The following is a 16,198-nucleotide window of genomic DNA, read 5'->3' as shown; positions in this document are numbered from 1 at the left end:
CGTCTGCAAGACGTGCTGCGTGCGGGGTAGGGGCAGGCTGGGGTGAGGTGGGGGCGGTGGCGTGGTCGGCGGGGTGAGTGGGCGGTCGGGTGGTGTGGGGCTGGGTGTGGTGGTGGGCGGGGTGCGGCGGCCGGGCGGGCTGGTGGGGCGTGGTGGTGGTGACCGATTTTCGGGTCGAGCGCCGGCGCCTGCACTAAGGCGCCCCTGGCGCCGTCTGCCGGCGCCGGCGCGGTCCCCGGGCTGTGCCGACACAGCAAAGCGGCCGCCGATCGTAAGATCGGCGGCCGCTGTCGTGTGTGGACGGTCGCTAGCTCGGGCTGTCCTGCGAGAGGTGATCCAGCTCGCGACGGATGGCGGCGGCAGGAACGACGTCGACCGCGTCGCCCTTGGCGGTGGTGAGGGATTGGACGTCGCACGCGAGTAGCGCGCGCAGGAACGATGCGACGGCGGCGGGCTCGTCGGTCGCGATCATGTCGGCGGCGGCTAACTCGCGGTCGAGGTCGGCAAGGAAGTCGTGGAAGGTGCGCACGGTGGCGGCTCCTGGTTTCGGGGCGGGGGCACCCGGTCCGGGTGCCCCCGCATACGGCGGGCGGTCAGGCGACGGCGGCGAGTTCGCGCGACGGCGCGAACGAGATTAGCGGCGGCACGTCCCGGTCCCAGCACATCTCGCACCGGTCATCTGTGCTCGGGGTGCGCTGCTCGCTGGGGGTGCGCTCCAGGTTGCACGCCGCGCACAACCCGCCCGGCGCGACCGGGAGCAAGGCAAGCCGCTCGTAATCCTCATCGGACAGGGCATAGCCGGTCAGCTCGCTGAGGACGTCGCCGGTGTCGTCAAGGTCGCCGTGGCGCTGCCGCTCGGCTTCGTAGGCGTCGACACCGCTTTCGTTCTTGCGCACGAGACCGGCGGACGGGATCGCCTGCTCCACTTCGCGCCACTGCTCGTCATGGTCGGGCTCGGCTGCGCTGTCGACGTAGCGGCGCGCGGCGCGCCGCTCGATCGGCTCATGCCGGGCGGCGATCCGGTGGGCGGGCACGGTCGTGGTGTGCTCGCTGTCGGTCGGGCGCTCGGCGGCTTCGGCTTCCGTGCGGCAGGCATCGGAGCAGTACCGCATTTCGGGGAGTCCGGCGAGGTTGCCGTCACAGTTGCCGCACCGGTGCACGTCGGGGGACTCGGCTTCGGTGGTCTGCTGCCGGGCGGCGGTGCGGGCGCGGGCGTGTGCGGCGCGGGCCTTGCTCGCGTACACGCACGCCATGACCAGGGTGCGCAGGTCCTCGGCGAGGCTGGGCCACAACTGGTGTGCGGTCTTGATGGCCTCGACAATGGCGGGGTGGTCGGCGCTGGGGTTCTTCAGCAACGTTCCGCACACGGTGAACACGGCCTGGTGGGCGTACTGGGTCTGGGCGTTGAGCCACCGCAGGCCGTTGAGCGCGTCGGCGACGCGGGGCGGGGTCTCGCGCAGCATCACCGTCACGTCGTTGACCTCGGTCACCGCGACGGCCCGGCGGGTCTCGCTGGACCAGACACACTGGTTGAACAGCTCGCGCTCAGCGTCGCCGTAGCTGTCCCACTCGGCGTGGACGTTGCGTACTGCGGCGAGAATGTCACCGCTGACTGCGGCGTCGGTGTTGAGCAAGGTCGCGCACGCGGTGAGGATCGCGGGCGGGTTCGCGCCGCTGTGGGTGAACACCCGCTTGAGTTCTTGCAACGCGGGCCGGACGCGCGGCGGCTGCGCCTGCAAGGCGCGCACCGCGCGTTCGATGCTGGGGCGGTGCTTGGCGTGAATGGTCGAAACCATGGTATCCAACTTTCCTGTCTGGGATTTGTGAAGGTTTTCGGGTTTGCCCTCCCGATCACCTTGCAATTCCTATAGTACCGTCCGACTTGACGCATTTCCACTTGAAATGCGATTCCGGGGAACCTATTTTCCCTTATTTGAGGCGACGGAAATTAAGCTACTTCGAATTTCCTGGGTATGCTGTTTGAGTGGTTCTGTGTGGCCGACAGGGGCTAGTGTCCGCCTAGTGTGGCTGGTTGGTGCGGTAGAGGTGACCTCGTGCTGAGTGGGTGGTGGGTGGCCCCGAAGCAACCAGGGCAGGCCCCCGGCCTGCCCTTAATGTCTGCCCAAGGGAGTAGGGGCCCCAAATGCAAGGGTGGGGCCTCGAACTATTTTTGGCCACGCTTTTCGGTCAAAAATAGTTTGGGGTGCCCTTGTATTTGGGGGGACGACCGATACAATTTCGGGGCCACCCACCACCCGCGGACGCAACGAGAACACGGGAAGGTGCCCGTCATCGTTGTGCTCTAGAAACGGATGACTGGCCGGCTGGAACGGACCTTTGACCCGTCAGTGAAGTCGTCGTTGACCTGCGGGTATGCTGCTGGCAGCGCTCCGTGGGCTTGTTTGGGCCTTGTGGCGGAGTGTTAGCGGGCCGCCGCGAGTTTTGCCACTCGCCACTCCGTTGGCGTGGCCCTCCGGGGCTGCTGCGGCGGTACCGCGCCCCTTCTTCTCACTGACTGACCGTCGTCGTGAACGCGGCAGCTGCGGCCAGTCGGCTTGTCGGCGGCGTGGGGGCTGCGGCGCTGCGCCGCCGACGCAGCGCGGTGGCGCCGGTACCGCGGGTAGGCTGGGTGGTAGAACCGCAGCCCTCCCCGCGCGGGAGGTGCGTCATGGTTGAACGTCAGACAGCAAGCTCGGTGCGGAAGCGTCGGTCGTCGGCGACGCTGGCGCGGCTGGAGGCGGCGCGGCGTCGCCGCGTCGAGCAGCTGGAGCGCGAGCGTGAGAACGAGGCGCGGGTGGATGCGGCGCTGGGGCCGTTCGCGGAGGCGGTGACGGCGATCGAGGCGGTGGAGCGCCGGCGTGAGGACCGGATCGGCGCGCTGGGGGCGCAGCTGGATCGGAAGCTGGCCGAGCTGGACCGGCAGCGCGCAGTGAAGGTCGCGGAGTTCGAGCGTCAGGCTGAGCAGGTCCGCGCGGATGCGGAGATGGAGATCGGCGAGTGGCGCGCGGTGATGGCGACCTCGGTAGCCGAGATCCGTGCTGCGGATGTCGGGGCGGCAGAGGCGGCGGCGCTGCTGGGGATCTCGGCGAAGTCGGTCACCGCGTTGTCGCGCAGCGCGGCGGCAGCGTCGGACGTCGGCCAGAAGAGTGCCTCAGAGTTCACGCGCGCGGCAGCGGTGGACGCGGCACCCTCGGGTGACGAGCGGGCTGTTGAGGCGCCCGTGGACGAGCAGGTCGTGCCGCCCACACGAGATTCGGAGGCGGGCGTTCCAGCAGAGTGATTCGGCTGGGCTGGCCGGGCACGAAACGAGGGGCGGTGGCACCGTCAGGTGCCACCGCCCCTCGCGTGGTGTCGGCGGGTTAGCGCGTCGCGGTCGGCTGGTGGTTCTGGTGCTGGGCGAGGCGCCGGGCCTGGCGGGCGAGGGCGAGGCGCTTGCGTCGCTGGTAGTAGACGATCATCGCAGCGATGCCGCTGCAGAACGCGATCCCGAAGGCCCATTGGCTGGCCGCTCCGCCGTTCTCGGCGCCGGGGAAGTGCCCGATGAAGAGGTAGCCGGGGAGGGTGGAAGCGCCGAGGATGGCGCCGATGCGGTAGCGGTGGGCGAGTTTCGGCTTGATGCGGTGGCGGCTGAGGTAGGCGACGATGCACCCGAGGAGCGCACCGAACAGGAGCGCGCCGGGGAGTGCGAGCAGCCCGGCGGGGTCGGTGAAGGGTGTGACGAGGAGTCCGATGTAGCCGAAGGGCTGGATGCCGAGGTAGAAGCCGGTGCCTCCGGCGAGGACGAGCCCGGGGATCGTGACGCCGTAACGATTGCTCATGACTTGAGCGTAAAGCGATTCCGCTACCCCAAAGGGTGATTTCTGGGCCAAGGCGCGCAGTCGCCGCTTGCGCGCGGCCCGGTTCGTCATCGTCGCATCGGGTTCGGTGGAAGAACGGTTGTTGGTGGTGATGGGCATCGTGGCCTCCGCGGCGTGGTGTGGCATGGGAAAGGCCGGGGCCAGCCGTGAGGCTGGCCCCGGCCTTGAGGGTGGTGTCCGGCCGGCGGGGAAGGTCCGGCCGGACACCGGGTCTCATCAGAACGGCGGCTCGTCGCTGAAGCCACCGGCGGTCGCGCCGACCAGGTCGCGTGCGGCGTCCGCGGTCCACGGGTCCTCGGCCGGGGCGGTGTGGGTGCTGGTGACCAGGTTGGGGTTGACCTTGGCCTGGGTGGGCTTGGTGCTCTTGGTGACCTCGGCGGTGGCGTAGCGCAGCGTCGGGCCGACCTCGTCGACGTTGAGTTCCAGTACGGTGCGCTTCTCGTCGTCCTTGGCGGTGTAGCTGCGCTGCTGCAGCCGGCCCTGGACCATGACGCGGTGGCCCTTGCGGAGGCTGTTGACGATGTTCTCGCCGAGCTGGCCCCAGGCGTTGCACCGCAGGAACAGCGCGTCTCCGTCTTCCCATTCGCCGGTGGCGCGGTTGAGCTTGCGCGGGGTCGAGGCGACGGTGAAGTTGGTGACGAACGATCCGCTGTCGAAGAAGCGGCTGGTCGGGTCGTCGGTCAGGTTGCCGATGATGGTCATGGTGGTCTCGCCGGCCATGGTGTGTCTCCCTGGTGCTCGTTGGAGTGTGGAACGCGGCGCAGCCTGAGCACGCAGCGGCCGGGGGTCGCCGTGAGGCGACGTCCCCGGCCCTGGCTCATCCGCCCGGCGTGAACCAGCCGACGGCACGACCGGCATCGGAGTTCGGCAAGGTGATGGGGCTGGTTCACCCGGGCGGATCGGGCCGGGCTTCGGGGACGCACTGGCCCCGGCCGGGGTGTGCTTACCTTCGGGCGATCCACGACCCAGCGAGCCAGGCGAGGCCAGCGCCCGGCGACACCGACTTGCCGTCGCACCACCGCCGACGACGCCCCTGCGCCTGTGGCGGACCGTTGACCACTGCCGATGCCTCGCACCAAATGGCTCCGGCCGCCCGGCGCGAACGGTGAGGAGGGGTGGGTGTCATGCCTGGTCAGGCACGGGCTCGCTCAGCAGGGTGCGGCGAGCGTCAGCGCTGGCGTTGCGGATCATGTCGCGGACCTTCGACGGCGCGACAGCGAGTTCGAGCAGGTGTGAGAGCAGACCCGCCAGGGGCTGTTCGGGGCCGGTGTGCTCGAGCGCGATCCGCGCGACGGTTCCGTCGCCACGCAGGTAGGCGTACACCGCGACAGCGGTGGCGAGATGGCCGGCGACCGGGTCGCAGCTGTGGCGCCACAGGTGCAGGACCAGGTTCTCGGCGGCCAGGTGCGTCGTGTGGTCGGGCACGGCGAGCAGGGCGTCGCGGAACGCGGGCACGGCGAAGGTCGCGACGAGATCGATGATGTCGGCATCATCGGCGGGCAGCTCACCGTGCGCGGCGGCCCGGATGGCGGCGTCGGCGCGGGCCAGGCGGACGTGCGCGGCCAGATGCCAGCGTTCGTCGATGACGGCGGATTCGATGGCGTCGGCGATGCAAGGCTGCAGACGTGCGCGGAGGGACTCGGGGACGGGGGTGAACCGTCCCGCGAGGGCTTCTCGGCTGGCGGCCGTGGAGTGTCCGGCGGCGACGGCGGCCGCCGCGGCCGGCGTCGTCGCGGGGTCGGGCAGGACACCGGTGCGGTCGGTGTCGCGGTAGGACCGCCAGCGGGCGCCCTCGGCGACGGCCGGCACGTGCACGACGTCGACGTCGACGAATCCGTGTTCGGCCAGCTGCTGGATGACGGCGTCAACGTCGGCGCGCAGCGGAAGCGAGTTGCCGCTGTCGGCGGCTTCGTCGACGGTGCGGATGACGACGCCGGTCACGCAGGACACAGGCAGGTCGGCGCATTGCCGGTTGAAGTGCCGCACACAGTAGTCGGCATGGCCGGTGAAGCTGGTGAGATCGATTCGGATGAGCGGGCCAGTCCCGGCCGATCCATCGTCGTTGGTGAGCGTGGTGATCAGCACGAGGGAGTTCTCGGGAGCGAAGCCGAATAGCGCCGGGATGCTGGCGACGGCGAGGCTGGTGCTGGCGAGTGTGAGCGGCATCGACGAGTGTCCTTTCGGAGACGAGCGAGCACGGACGGTCGGTGGGGACGAGAGATCAGCGGCCGGGTTCGACGGGCATGGTCTGCGCGGTGGCGTGTGCGCGGATGACGCGAATGCTGTGGTCGCGCAGGACTTCGGCGTGGCGGCCGTTGTCGGGCACGTACACGAATGACGTGGGATCGTCGATGTTGGCGGTGGTGAAACAGAGCATGTAGTTGCTGCCCGCGGTGCGGGCGTCGCTGCAGATCTTTTTCGCGTCGGCGACGCTGACGCGCCACAGGACCCGACGGCGGGCGGGGCTGGTGTGCTTGCTGGCGATGAACACCAGCGCTTCAGTGGACGACACGGTGGATCCTTTCGGGAGCTGCAGAGAGTGGGGCCGCCGCGCCCTTGGGCGGTCGGTGCGGTAGCGCGGGCCGAGGCGAGGACCGGTAGCGCAGCGTTGGGTGTTCGGCGCGCGCCGCGCTACCGGCCCTCGGGGGTGGTGCCCCGGACCGGGTAGGGAAGCCCCGGCTGGACACCTGGCTGTGGATCGTCAGCGGGACGGTCGGCCAGGCGGGGAAGGTCGCATATGGACGGTCGAGAGTGCCGTGGCGGCGGTTCACCCGCGCTGGATGCGACCGGTCGCAGGGGCTAGGCCCCCGGGCGCCACGGGGCCGGAGGGCCGATCTCCTCGTGTTCCTGGCTGGTGTGTCAGCTCTCGGCGGAATCGTTCAGTGTTGCTCGCAATTGCGTTGCGACGTCGCTGATGTCGTTGTGCACAGCGGTGAAGTCGACACTCTCGCGCATCCATCGGTGCACCAGCTGGGTGAGCTTTGTGGGGCGCGGACCGCGCTGGATGATGAGGCCGGCGACGCCGCTGTCCTTGTGCAGGTATGCGGTGACGGCGGTCAGCGCGGTCAACGTGGGCGCGTAGCGGGCGGGGGCGTGTCGCCACAGGTGCAGCCACAGCGACTGGGCCGCCCCGCATCGCGGCTCGGTGTCCTGGACGAGGTGGATGTCGCGCAGGAGAAAGCTGGACAGGGCAGCGATCAGTTCGGCGATCTCGGGCGGGTCGGTGGGGAGCCGGCCGTGGGTGGCGGCGGTGACCGCATCGTCGATCCGCCGTAGGCGTCGGCGCAGCCGCGGGAAGTCACCGGCGAGTTCTTCGGCCTGGACGTCCTCGGCGATTGGGTCGGCCAAGGTTGCGATTCCCTCGCGGACGTCGGCAGGCAGGGGAACGAACTGGGCCAGGAAGGTGTCGCGGTCGCCGTAGACGCGGTCGCCTCGGAGTACGCGTTGGGTGGTGGCCGGGGAGCTGGCGGGGTCGGGCAGGGTGCCGGTGTGGTCTGCGACGTCGTAGCACGACCAGGTTGCGCCGGCGGCGAAAGCTGGCACGTGCAGGAGCTCGATGTTGGCGAATCCGGCCTCGTGCAGCCGGTGGGTGAGCTTCTGCACCTGAGCCCGGTAGGGCAGATTCCTGGTGTCACTGGTGTTGTCGTGGACGACGGCGCCGATCAGTCGCTGGACGGGCTGGTCTCCCAGCGCGCGGCTGAGGGTGGTGACCACGATAAGGGGGAGCCGCATGGCCAGGTCGAGGTTGAATCGGGCGGTTCGGCCCAGGCGGACGGTGCCGTCGGCGTGCACGACTGCGGCGACGATCACGAGGGAGTCGGTGGGGACGAACCCGATCAGGGCAGGGATGGCGGCCAGGAGATCCTCGTCGGTCAAGAACATCGGTTTGGGCATCAGGGAACCTCGCTGCCTACAGTGGACGAATCGGTGTGAGCGGGATCGACGTGACGGTGGCTGGCGGCCGGATCGGCCACCGGCAGATCCGCGACGTCGCCGGTGGGTGTCGTCGCAAGAGCGTCCCGTCCAGAAGGGGAAGCGCGCGGACAAGAGGGGACCGGGAAGAGCGACGAGTCAGCGGCGGAGTTCGGTGCGCAGTGTGTGCGCGGCGGTGTGGGCGATCCACGGCGGCGACGGCCGCCGGACGCCCCGGCCGGAGGCGGGGATCAATCCGTTGACCGCAACGCTCCAGAAGTCCGGCCAGGGGGCGGTGTCGGTGCGTTCGCTGCGGTAGATCACGCGCACGTCCTGCCCGTCGCCGCGCCGGGCGTGCGCGGTGATCCGGATCGCGATACGCATCCGGTTGCGGCGCTGCACGGGCTCGTCGTAGAGCAGCGAGATCGGTGTCGCGGGCAACGCGCGGCACAGCTCGACCAGGACACCGCGCGCGTCGTTCCACGCGCCGTAGTCGTTGAGGCTGCCGCGGTGAGGGATGTTGCAGGCGACCGACTCGGGTAACACGTAGGAGCGGCTCCAGTCGTAGGCGGTGAGCCACAACCGATCCTCAGACATGATCGGTCACCGCCCTGTTCGCCTCGGCGAGCGCGCGGTTCAGGCAGTCGTCGGTGAAGCGGCGCCGCTCGTTCTGCACCTTCTCGGGCCAGGTGTGCGCGTCGGGTTCGAGAACGTTCCAGGCGGCGGTGAGTGCGGCGTCGGTGCAGAGCCCGTCGCGCCCGAGGTAGGGATAGACGGTCTCGACGACCCGGCAGGCCTCCACGAGACCCGACGGGAAGCAGGTGTTCCAGACCGCGGTGATGAACGCGGTCTTGTGCTGCCGGGTGCGAGCGAGGTCGTCTACCCAGGTTCGGGGTTCCGGAGGGAGCCGGCGTCCGCCGAGTTCGGTTTCGATCAGCAGGCACGCCCGCTCGAATACCGAGTCGGAATCGTCGGACGGTGTGGTGTGGACGGTCGATGTGGTCACGGGTACCTCCGGGTCGGATGCGGGTGAACCCGTCCTTCCGAGCACGCCCGTGGTCCTCGGGCGCTGATGTACGCAGGCGACGGGGCGCGGTAAGCCGGCGCCCGAGGGCTCGGGTGTGCTGTGCTGGCGGTGGTCGTCCGCGCCGACCGGAGTGCCTAGCCGCGGCGACGGCCAGGGACGCTTCGGCCGCCGTCGCCAAGGTCCACCTGTTGTCCCAGTGCCTGGCGAGCCCGGTGCACGAAGTCGAGCAGCTCGGCGGGGGTGCCCTCGACGGTGACCACGGTGTCGTTGTTGTCATCGGTCAGAACGAGGGCGAAGTCGCCGTCGGTGAGCAGTTCGCGGCCGGCCTCCTCGCCTGGGTGCGCCAGCGTGACGTCGCATCCCGCCGGAATCCCGGCATAGTCGCTACTCATCGTCGGCCTCCTCGGAGTCGCTGTCGGCGGCTGGTGCTGCGGGAAAATCCCCGAGTGTCCGGTGCTGGGCGCGGATGTCCCGTAAGGTCTGCGGATCCGGTGCGGGATAGGTGTTCTCGACGAGGTAGCGGATCATGGTGTCGATCTGGGACGGATCGTCGGTCGCCAGGAGGGCCAGCGCGGCGCGCGTGGTGTCGTCGCGGTGTTCGGCGGCGTCGTGCACGTGCCACTCCCACGTCTGGAAGGTGTACCGATCGTCGGCATCGGGCCGGATGCGTTCGACGGCTGGGCCGCTCGTCGGATCCTCATCGTCCACGAGCTTGGCGTCGTCGATCACGATCAGGTCGTCGCCGTCCCAGCGGAAACGCAGATGGTCGGAGGTGGCTTCGCCGGTGACGGCGATCCACTCGGTGACGATGCGACGAGACCGCGGCGTCACCTTGTAGTAGCGGCGGCCGCGGTCGTCGATCAATGCCACCTCCAGTTCGCCGAGCTGGGCCGGGAAGTAGGGCTGGTCGTCACCGCACACCAGTCCTTCGTCGACGCGGAGAACCTCGGCGGGGAGGTTGTGCGGCTGGATGTCGTTGGGCATCGGCTTCACCTGCCTGTGTCTTAAGGGAACGGGCGTTGTTGTTGCGTGGGTGTCAGGTGCAGTCCAGGCCGCATCGGCGGCACAGGAGGGCGACGCCGTCGGCCGCGGCGCGGTCGGCCAGGTCCGGCTGCGGTGTACCGGTGGCGTCGAACCAGAGCCCGGTCGAGGTCTGGTCGTCGCAGTCCTCCGGGCGGCCGACCGGCCAAGGCCGATTCGGCACGTCGATGACGGTGCGGCCCGGGAGGACGTACACGCGGGCCGTCTCATCGCGTCCGTGCCAGCGAACTGGTTCGTCGCGGCGGCGCAGGACACGGAGCCGGCGGTCAGCTGCGGCGTTCGCGGTCCGGCGAGAGGATGCGGGCCCGACGGCGCGGCCGAGGACGTCGGGCAGAGAAGCTGAGAACATCGGAGTTCCTTTCAGTGGGCGCAGAATGCGTGGTGGACGGCGCGGACGAGCGCGAACCGAGAACGGCACCACCGGCAGGAGACCGCGGCGGGGTAGCGCAGTTCCGGCGGCACTGGAGCCGGACCGGCCAGCCGCGGGAGGAAGGATGTGCTGTCGCAGCGGGGATCCCACGGCGAGCGGTGCGTTCCGCGTTCGCCGGTGACGCAGCGCGCGGTAATCGACCAGGTCGGGTCGGCCAGATCACCGTTGCGGAACCGGATCTCGATGGACTCGACGATGTACCAGCGACGCCAGTAGCCGCACTAGTACGTGCCGCCGACCTGGCGCGGGCCGATCGCGTCGAAGACCTCACGCATCCGCTCCCGGTGACGCCGCAGGCGTGCGTCCGCGGCGTCGAGTGCGTGCAAGGCCTCCGGCGGCGGTGACCACAAACAATCGCAGGGCTGCGGGTACCACGGTTCCGGTTCCTCTGAGTCCCATGGCTCATCGGTGTCGTCGCTGACCAGGTACTCGCCGTTGCCGCCGCACTCGCGGCAGTCGGCGAGGGCCCACAGATCGCGTAGGTGGGTTTTGCGGTATCCCTCGGGAACGTGGATCGTCGGCTCCGTCATGCGTCCCTCCGTGAACGGTCGGTCGCCGGCGGGCAAGGCCGCCGGTGGTGAACGGGGCCTCACGAGCACGGCGCGGCCCGGGCGACCACAACCAGACAGTGGATCGGCACCCTGGCGAGGTCCGGGCCGCGCCGTGCTTTTCTGGTGACCGGGACGCTGCGCGGCGTCCCGGTCACCAGTCGATGGCTGTCTACTTCTCGTGCACAGCGGCCAGCGTCGGGACGAAGTGGGCACAGACCACCGGTTGGCGTTGCCCGGCCGCGGCGACCACGACGGCGATGGCGTCGTGCAGACAGGTGCGCACGGCGTGGTGGCTGGGGCGGCGCGTCGGGTGGTGATGGACGACGACCGGGTCGAGCGGCCGCTGACGTTCGCGGTGTTCGCCGGCCTGGTCGAGTTGCTCGACGCTGGACAGCGTGGCGACGAACCCGATGTCGGGCTGGAAGGCGATGTGCAGCCGCGCCCAGGGCATCCAGCCGTCGGCGGCTGGGCGGCCGAGGTTCCAGTACGCGGTCGCGGTGAGGCCCTCCCGACGAACAGCAGGATCACGGTGCGGGTCGATCGCGGTGTCGACGACCGGGCCAGCCGGTGCGGCGGGTTCGGTGTCGCGCGGGCGGACGTCGGTTTTGTGGATGGTGAATCCCGAGCCGGGGCGATCGCCGGTAATAGCCAGGTACATGCCCTGGTCTTGCACGACCGTGCCCGGCTGGTGCACCCCGTCCCAGGCGAAGCCGACGCGGTCGCCTTCGACGTAGCGGTGCTGGAGCATCGGCAGCCAGCCCGCGGGAATCAGGTGGGCGGGAATGAGGACCTTTTCCAGGTCGGTGCTGTCCGGTTGCCGTTGCCAGAGCCAGACCAGCTCCGGTGTGGTGGGGGTGGCGGCGGGATCCGATGACGCGGTTTCGGGCATGGCGGGTCTCTTTTCTCAGCGGATGGCGAGTCGCGGTCGGGGTGCCGGGCGGTCGGTGAGAGTGCGGGGGTTGTCGCGGCCGGCGGCGATGCCGTCGCGGATGGTGGTGGTCAGTTCGCGGATGTCGAAGTCGGCGACGCCGAGGTGGTGGCGGGCGGCGTCGGTGAGGTGGTGGGTGATCGCGGCGGCGCTGATCCAGCCGTTGCCGTGCAGTTGGCCGAGGGCTGCTGCGGCGGCGTAGACGGTGATGTGGCGGTGGCCTTCGGTGGCGGTGGCGACGTTGCGGCATTCCGCGGTGACGGCGGCCTGGACGTAGGCGGTGACCCGGCGGCTGGTCGCCGGCAGCGGTGGCGGCGGATGCGCAGGCGGCGGCGGCGCCGGTGGCGGGGTGAGGGCGGTGACCAGCCAGCCGGGCAGGACGGCGACCGGGAGATCCCAGGTGACGGCGTAGGGCACCGGCATGCCGTGGACGACGGCGACGGATCCCGGGGCGGCGACGAGCGCGCCGGGGCCGCGGGTGTCGACGTGCCAGCCGAGTCCGCGGCCGCGGGCGCCGACGGTGCTGCGCAGTCGCGATCCGGGCGGCCGGGAGAAAAACCTGTGTTCGCCGGCGCGTGGGGTCGCGACGGTGAACGTGTCCACCGGGTCGGGTTCGCCGGCCTGGTGCGCCAGCAGGGCGAGGACGTCGCGGCCGTGGGTGACGCCGCGGCGGGCCCAGTGGATGGGGATCGGTCCGTGGGCGGCGTCGAGGTCGAGCACCAGTAGCCCCGCGGGCCCGCAGGCGATGCCCACGTTATGCAACGGATGACGCAACCACCAGCGGCGGATGCGCTCGGGATCGCAGGTAGCTCGCTGCTGCCAGTCGGGAATGGCGGGCCTCTTGCTGCGCGGGGCGAGCGGGAAGACCGGCCATCCGCGCCCGGCGGCGTCCAGCGCAGCGCCGAGCAGGCTGGAGGTGCCGGTGACGAGCATGGCTGCCTGTGCGGCCGTCGTGGGAGCGCTCATGGCACCAGCTCGACCGCGACCGGGGCCGGGACGGGGTCGATGACCATGGCGGCGGCGTTGTCGGTGCCGCCGAAATACCGTGCGGCGAGCGTCACCCGGTTCGCGCATGCGGCCGGGTCGCGGAACGTGCGGCACGCGCGAGCGAGGGAGGCGTGCGGGACGGGCTTGTGGACGCCGTCGCTGGTCAGCAGCAATCGACGGCGGGGCCCGGACGTGGTGACGTGGCCGAGGGAGCCGTGGTCGGCGGTGGCCACGGAGCTGGTGACGACGTTGTCCCGCCCGGCGGCCAGCTCCTCGAGGTCCTGCGGCCGGTCGCGGTAGTGCTCGGCGAGGCTGTCGCGTAGCTGCTGGCCTTCGGTGTGGTCGACGGTGAGCGGGGTGAGAACGCCTGCGTCGGGGTCGTATTCGTAGGCGCGGCAGTCCCCGACCCACGCGATGTCCCACCCGCCACCGCGCTCGGGCGGGAGCGGGGCGGCGACGACCATGACGGTGTCGCCGCGGAGGACGGTGGCGAGGGTGCCGGTGGCGGCGAGCAGCCCGGCGACGGCACCGCGCTCGGCGGCGACGTAGGCGGCGGTGGCCGCGGCACTGCCGGCGGCGTGGGCGGCCAGGACGCTGTCGCCGATGCCGTCGGCCAGAGCCCAGCCGTGGCGGGCGCCGGTGGTGGAGACGTGGGTGCCGGTGGCGTCGGCCTGGTGGGTGCGGCCGCCGACGCGCAGCGCCGACCCGGGCAGGTAGGTGGGGTGCTCGGCGGCGTAGCGGCGGTGGTGGCGGGCCAGGGCGCGGGCGTCGCTGTGGGATTCGGCGATTTCGGCCCAGCCACACCGGCAGGTCGCGTGCGTCCAGCACGGGCCGGGTGGTAGCGGAGCGTAGGGCCAGACGGGGTGGTGCCCGGCGGCGTAGGTGCTGGTGCGGTGGATGGTGTTGAAGACCGGGGGAAGGTGTGGGTGCATCGAAGGACTCCGTTCACGCGCGGGGCTGGCGGCGAGCCCGGCGGGAGGCGAGGACGACGGGGCAGGAGCTGGGCGGGCCCGGCTGTAGCGCGCGGGCCCGCCCCTGGTGTGGAACCGAGTGCGGTCTGGGCTAGATCGCGGCGCCGACCAGCTCCGCCTCGGCCTCGGTGTCCTGCTCGACCGGCTCCTGATCGGTGCCGCTGTCGGCGGCGTCGACGGAGTGGTCGGCCGCCGTGTCGCTCTGGTCGGCCGTGCTCGCGTCGTCGATGTCGTCGATCCCGGTGGTGGGGTCGTCGGTGGGGTCCTTGACCTCGGCAAGATCGGAGACGTCCTCCGGGGCCTCAGCGCCGTCGGCCTCGTCGCTCTCGCCGGTCGCACCGCGGTCGGTCGGCGCGTCGGTGGTGAGGGCGCCGAGCTGCGCGGCGATGACCTCCTGCTCGGTTTCCGGGTCGATCACTTTCCGCTCCACATCGGAGGCGGGGTAGCCCCAGCCGATGATCGCGGCCATGTACGCCCGCGCCGAGCCCCACGGGCTGCGCCAGGTGTTGCGGGACAGGTCGGCCTCGATCGCGCAGAGGGTGAGGACCAGGTCGTAGAGGGTGGCCTTCCCCGCGGTGGGGGCCTTGGCGACCTTGGCGGTCAGGTCGGCGAGGGTGGCCCCGTTCCGCAGGCCGAACAGTGTCATCGCCAGCGGGTGGTTGCGCTCGAACGCGCGCCGCAGCGCGTAGCCGCCTTCGGCCTTCTGCAGCGCGAGGAACAGCTGCGCGCCCTTGGGCGCCGTACTGCGCTGCACCAGCCCGGCCAGCCATTCCCGGCGCGGCACCGCGGACGCGTCCCAGTCCTTGTTGTTCTGGATCACCCACTTGCGGATGATCGCCGCCTTCTTGCGCTCGAGTTCGGCGGCGGCGTGGGCGGCGCGCGCGGCCGCGACCTCATCGGCCTGCTCGGCGGCGTCCTCGTCATTGTCCTCGGACAATGCGTGGTCGAGGGAGGTGCCGGTGCTGGCGGGCACGGGGGTGAAGTCCGCGCGGCCGGCCGGGGCGTAGCTGAGGGCGTGACCGTGTCCGAGGAAGTCGGCGCAGCCGTAGACGGCCACCGGGATCTGGTTGCCCTGCTCGTCGTGGTGTTCGGTCTCGATCCAGGCGCCGTGTCCCGGGCAGGACGCGTGGTCCTCGGCGCTCAGCTGCGTGTGGAGCTCGTGGCCGGGGGTGGGGCGCAGCCGGTCCAGCGAGCGCGCGTCCCCGTCGTGCCCGGGCAGGCTCTCGTCGAAGATCGTGACGCCCGCGGCGGTCAGTTCCTCGGTGAGGTCCTCGGTCAGGGCCGCGAGCCGCTGCTTGTCCGCGCGTTCGGTGCGCTTGCGCTCGGCGAGCTGGGCGAAGTTGTTCGGTGCCTGACGTGCGGTGAGGATGAGTTCCTTCGCCGTTTCGGTGTCGCCTGCTTCGTCGAATTCGGCGATGACTGCGGCCTGCAGCAGATCGAGGTCGTAGCGTTCGGTGGCCTTGAGCGCCAGCTGGCTCTGCCCGGCCTGCAGGACGTTCTCGACGTAGGTCTTGCCCTTCTTGCCCAGCGCGAGCTTGCGGGCGATCCCGGCGGGCTTGAGGTCGAACGCGGCGAGCTGCTGCAGGGCACGAGCGGTGTCGGCCAGTGTCAGGGACCTGCGCAGGGCCGGGTCGTTCTCGATGAACTGGTTGACGATCCGGTCGATGGTGGCCTTGCGCTCGTCGGCCGGCGGCGGGGTCTTCATCCAGACCGGCACCGTGCAGCCGGCTTCCCGGGAGTTGAGGACGCGGCGCTGGCCTTCGGTGACCACGACGGCGCCGGTGTCGTAGTCGCGGTAGCCGTTGACCGCGGTCTTGACGCCGTGGGTCTTGAAGTTCGCGGTCGTTTCCTCGTCGGCCTCGGCGTTGTCGGTGCGCACGTTCTCGGCGAGCAGCACCTTGTCCGGCTCGACCCAGACGATGGTGTCGATCTCGGCGTCCCACTGCGCGTGCAGCGCCGCGCGGTCCTGGTCGGACAGTTCGTCGAGCGGGGTGTCCTCGACGTCGGTCGAGGACGAGTCGTTGTCGGGGGTGGTGTGGCCGGTGGCGGCACTGTCCAGCTCGGAGGTGGTGAGGTCGGTGTCCGGCGTGGTCGTGGGGGCGGTGTCGTCGGTGTCGCGCTGGGCCGGCAGGTCCATCGTGCTGGTCACGAAGGTGCTCCTTCACACGGGCCGGCCGGTCACCGGAAACGAATCCGGTGACCGGCCACGAACCCCGCACCGCGTGCTTCTCCATCACCGCGTCGCGGTGGAGAGGAGCGGAGTGCGGGTGTCCCGGTCGGGACGCACTCGCCCGAGCGGGGCCGCCCGCGTCGGCGGCAAGCCCGCCCCACTTCTGCCCATCCGCTGCCGAGGTCGTGAACGGGGCGGGCTTCCGCTGACGCCAGGCTCCGCTAGAGTGCGTCGGACTGACCGGAACACCCGCACCCGCTTTTCTCAGCGCAGAAACACTTTCCGCGTCTCTCTGCCAGCCCTGCTGCAGCGGGCTCGTCGCGA

General features: G+C 70.6%; 18 protein-coding genes. 1 reads left to right on the top strand and 17 read right to left on the bottom strand.

The window, feature by feature from the left end; genetic code table 11:
- Positions 1–307: 307 nt before the first annotated feature.
- The gene (locus OG494_RS24425; protein ID WP_328442839.1) at positions 308–529 is read right to left on the bottom strand and encodes a hypothetical protein; all 222 of its coding nucleotides are present in this window, start codon (positions 527–529) and stop codon (positions 308–310) included.
- A gap of 64 nt (positions 530–593) precedes the next feature.
- Positions 594–1,862, bottom strand: a complete 1,269-nt coding sequence (locus OG494_RS24420) for a hypothetical protein (RefSeq protein ID WP_328442838.1) — start codon at positions 1,860–1,862, stop codon at positions 594–596.
- An 806-nt stretch (positions 1,863–2,668) separates the two neighbouring features.
- Between OG494_RS24420 and OG494_RS24415 the strand changes: the two genes are divergently transcribed.
- Positions 2,669–3,280 (top strand): hypothetical protein, encoded by a 612-nt coding sequence (locus OG494_RS24415; protein ID WP_328442837.1) that lies wholly within the window; start codon positions 2,669–2,671, stop codon positions 3,278–3,280.
- 79 nt (positions 3,281–3,359) lie between these two features.
- Here the strand turns inward: OG494_RS24415 and OG494_RS24410 are convergent, their stop codons facing one another.
- The 15 genes from OG494_RS24410 to OG494_RS24340 form a co-directional block, all read right to left on the bottom strand.
- A complete protein-coding gene (locus tag OG494_RS24410) occupies positions 3,360–3,956 on the bottom strand; it encodes a hypothetical protein (protein WP_328442836.1) in 597 nt (198 codons plus the stop codon).
- Between the two features lie 117 nt (positions 3,957–4,073).
- On the bottom strand, positions 4,074–4,577 hold the full coding sequence (locus OG494_RS24405; RefSeq protein WP_328442835.1) for a single-stranded DNA-binding protein: 504 nt from the start codon (positions 4,575–4,577) through the stop codon (positions 4,074–4,076).
- Between the two features lie 402 nt (positions 4,578–4,979).
- On the bottom strand, positions 4,980–6,023 hold the full coding sequence (locus OG494_RS24400) for a DUF4192 domain-containing protein (RefSeq protein WP_328442834.1): 1,044 nt from the start codon (positions 6,021–6,023) through the stop codon (positions 4,980–4,982).
- Between the two features lie 55 nt (positions 6,024–6,078).
- The gene (locus OG494_RS24395) at positions 6,079–6,369 is read right to left on the bottom strand and encodes a hypothetical protein (RefSeq protein WP_328442833.1); all 291 of its coding nucleotides are present in this window, start codon (positions 6,367–6,369) and stop codon (positions 6,079–6,081) included.
- Between the two features lie 347 nt (positions 6,370–6,716).
- Positions 6,717–7,751: a DUF4192 domain-containing protein gene (locus tag OG494_RS24390; RefSeq protein ID WP_328442832.1), complete on the bottom strand. Its 1,035-nt coding sequence runs from the start codon at positions 7,749–7,751 to the stop codon at positions 6,717–6,719.
- A 177-nt stretch (positions 7,752–7,928) separates the two neighbouring features.
- Positions 7,929–8,366, bottom strand: coding sequence for a hypothetical protein (locus tag OG494_RS24385; protein WP_328442831.1), 438 nt, complete (start codon positions 8,364–8,366; stop codon positions 7,929–7,931).
- Positions 8,359–8,775, bottom strand: coding sequence for a hypothetical protein (locus tag OG494_RS24380; protein WP_328442830.1), 417 nt, complete (start codon positions 8,773–8,775; stop codon positions 8,359–8,361). Before OG494_RS24380 ends, OG494_RS24385 begins: the two co-directional genes overlap by 8 nt.
- Positions 8,776–8,930: 155 nt before the next feature.
- Entirely contained in the window at positions 8,931–9,188 is a 258-nt protein-coding gene (locus OG494_RS24375) for a hypothetical protein (RefSeq protein WP_328442829.1), read from the bottom strand.
- Positions 9,181–9,780 carry a hypothetical protein gene (locus tag OG494_RS24370; protein ID WP_328442828.1) on the bottom strand — a complete coding sequence of 200 codons (600 nt, stop codon included), beginning with the start codon at positions 9,778–9,780 and terminating at the stop codon, positions 9,181–9,183. The genes OG494_RS24375 and OG494_RS24370 overlap by 8 nt, the downstream gene beginning before the upstream one ends.
- 52 nt (positions 9,781–9,832) lie before the next feature.
- Positions 9,833–10,186, bottom strand: coding sequence for a hypothetical protein (locus tag OG494_RS24365; protein ID WP_328442827.1), 354 nt, complete (start codon positions 10,184–10,186; stop codon positions 9,833–9,835).
- Positions 10,187–10,488: 302 nt separating this feature from the next.
- Positions 10,489–10,797 carry a hypothetical protein gene (locus OG494_RS24360; protein WP_328442826.1) on the bottom strand — a complete coding sequence of 103 codons (309 nt, stop codon included), beginning with the start codon at positions 10,795–10,797 and terminating at the stop codon, positions 10,489–10,491.
- A 190-nt stretch (positions 10,798–10,987) separates the two neighbouring features.
- Complete coding sequence (locus tag OG494_RS24355) at positions 10,988–11,707, bottom strand: hypothetical protein (RefSeq protein WP_328442825.1); 720 nt, start codon at positions 11,705–11,707, stop codon at positions 10,988–10,990.
- Positions 11,708–11,722: 15 nt separating this feature from the next.
- Entirely contained in the window at positions 11,723–12,712 is a 990-nt protein-coding gene (locus OG494_RS24350; RefSeq protein WP_328442824.1) for a bifunctional DNA primase/polymerase, read from the bottom strand.
- Positions 12,709–13,665 carry a PP2C family protein-serine/threonine phosphatase gene (locus tag OG494_RS24345; protein ID WP_328442823.1) on the bottom strand — a complete coding sequence of 319 codons (957 nt, stop codon included), beginning with the start codon at positions 13,663–13,665 and terminating at the stop codon, positions 12,709–12,711. Before OG494_RS24345 ends, OG494_RS24350 begins: the two co-directional genes overlap by 4 nt.
- Positions 13,666–13,795: 130 nt before the next feature.
- On the bottom strand, positions 13,796–15,853 hold the full coding sequence (locus OG494_RS24340) for a ParB/RepB/Spo0J family partition protein (RefSeq protein ID WP_328442822.1): 2,058 nt from the start codon (positions 15,851–15,853) through the stop codon (positions 13,796–13,798).
- Between the last annotated feature and the right edge of the window lie 345 nt (positions 15,854–16,198).

It is taken from the genome of Amycolatopsis sp. NBC_00438, assembly GCF_036026695.1.
Lineage (GTDB): Bacteria > Actinomycetota > Actinomycetes > Mycobacteriales > Pseudonocardiaceae > Amycolatopsis.
The sequence above is the reverse complement of the archived record's forward strand: the minus strand, read 5'-3'. Positions and strand labels throughout refer to the sequence as shown.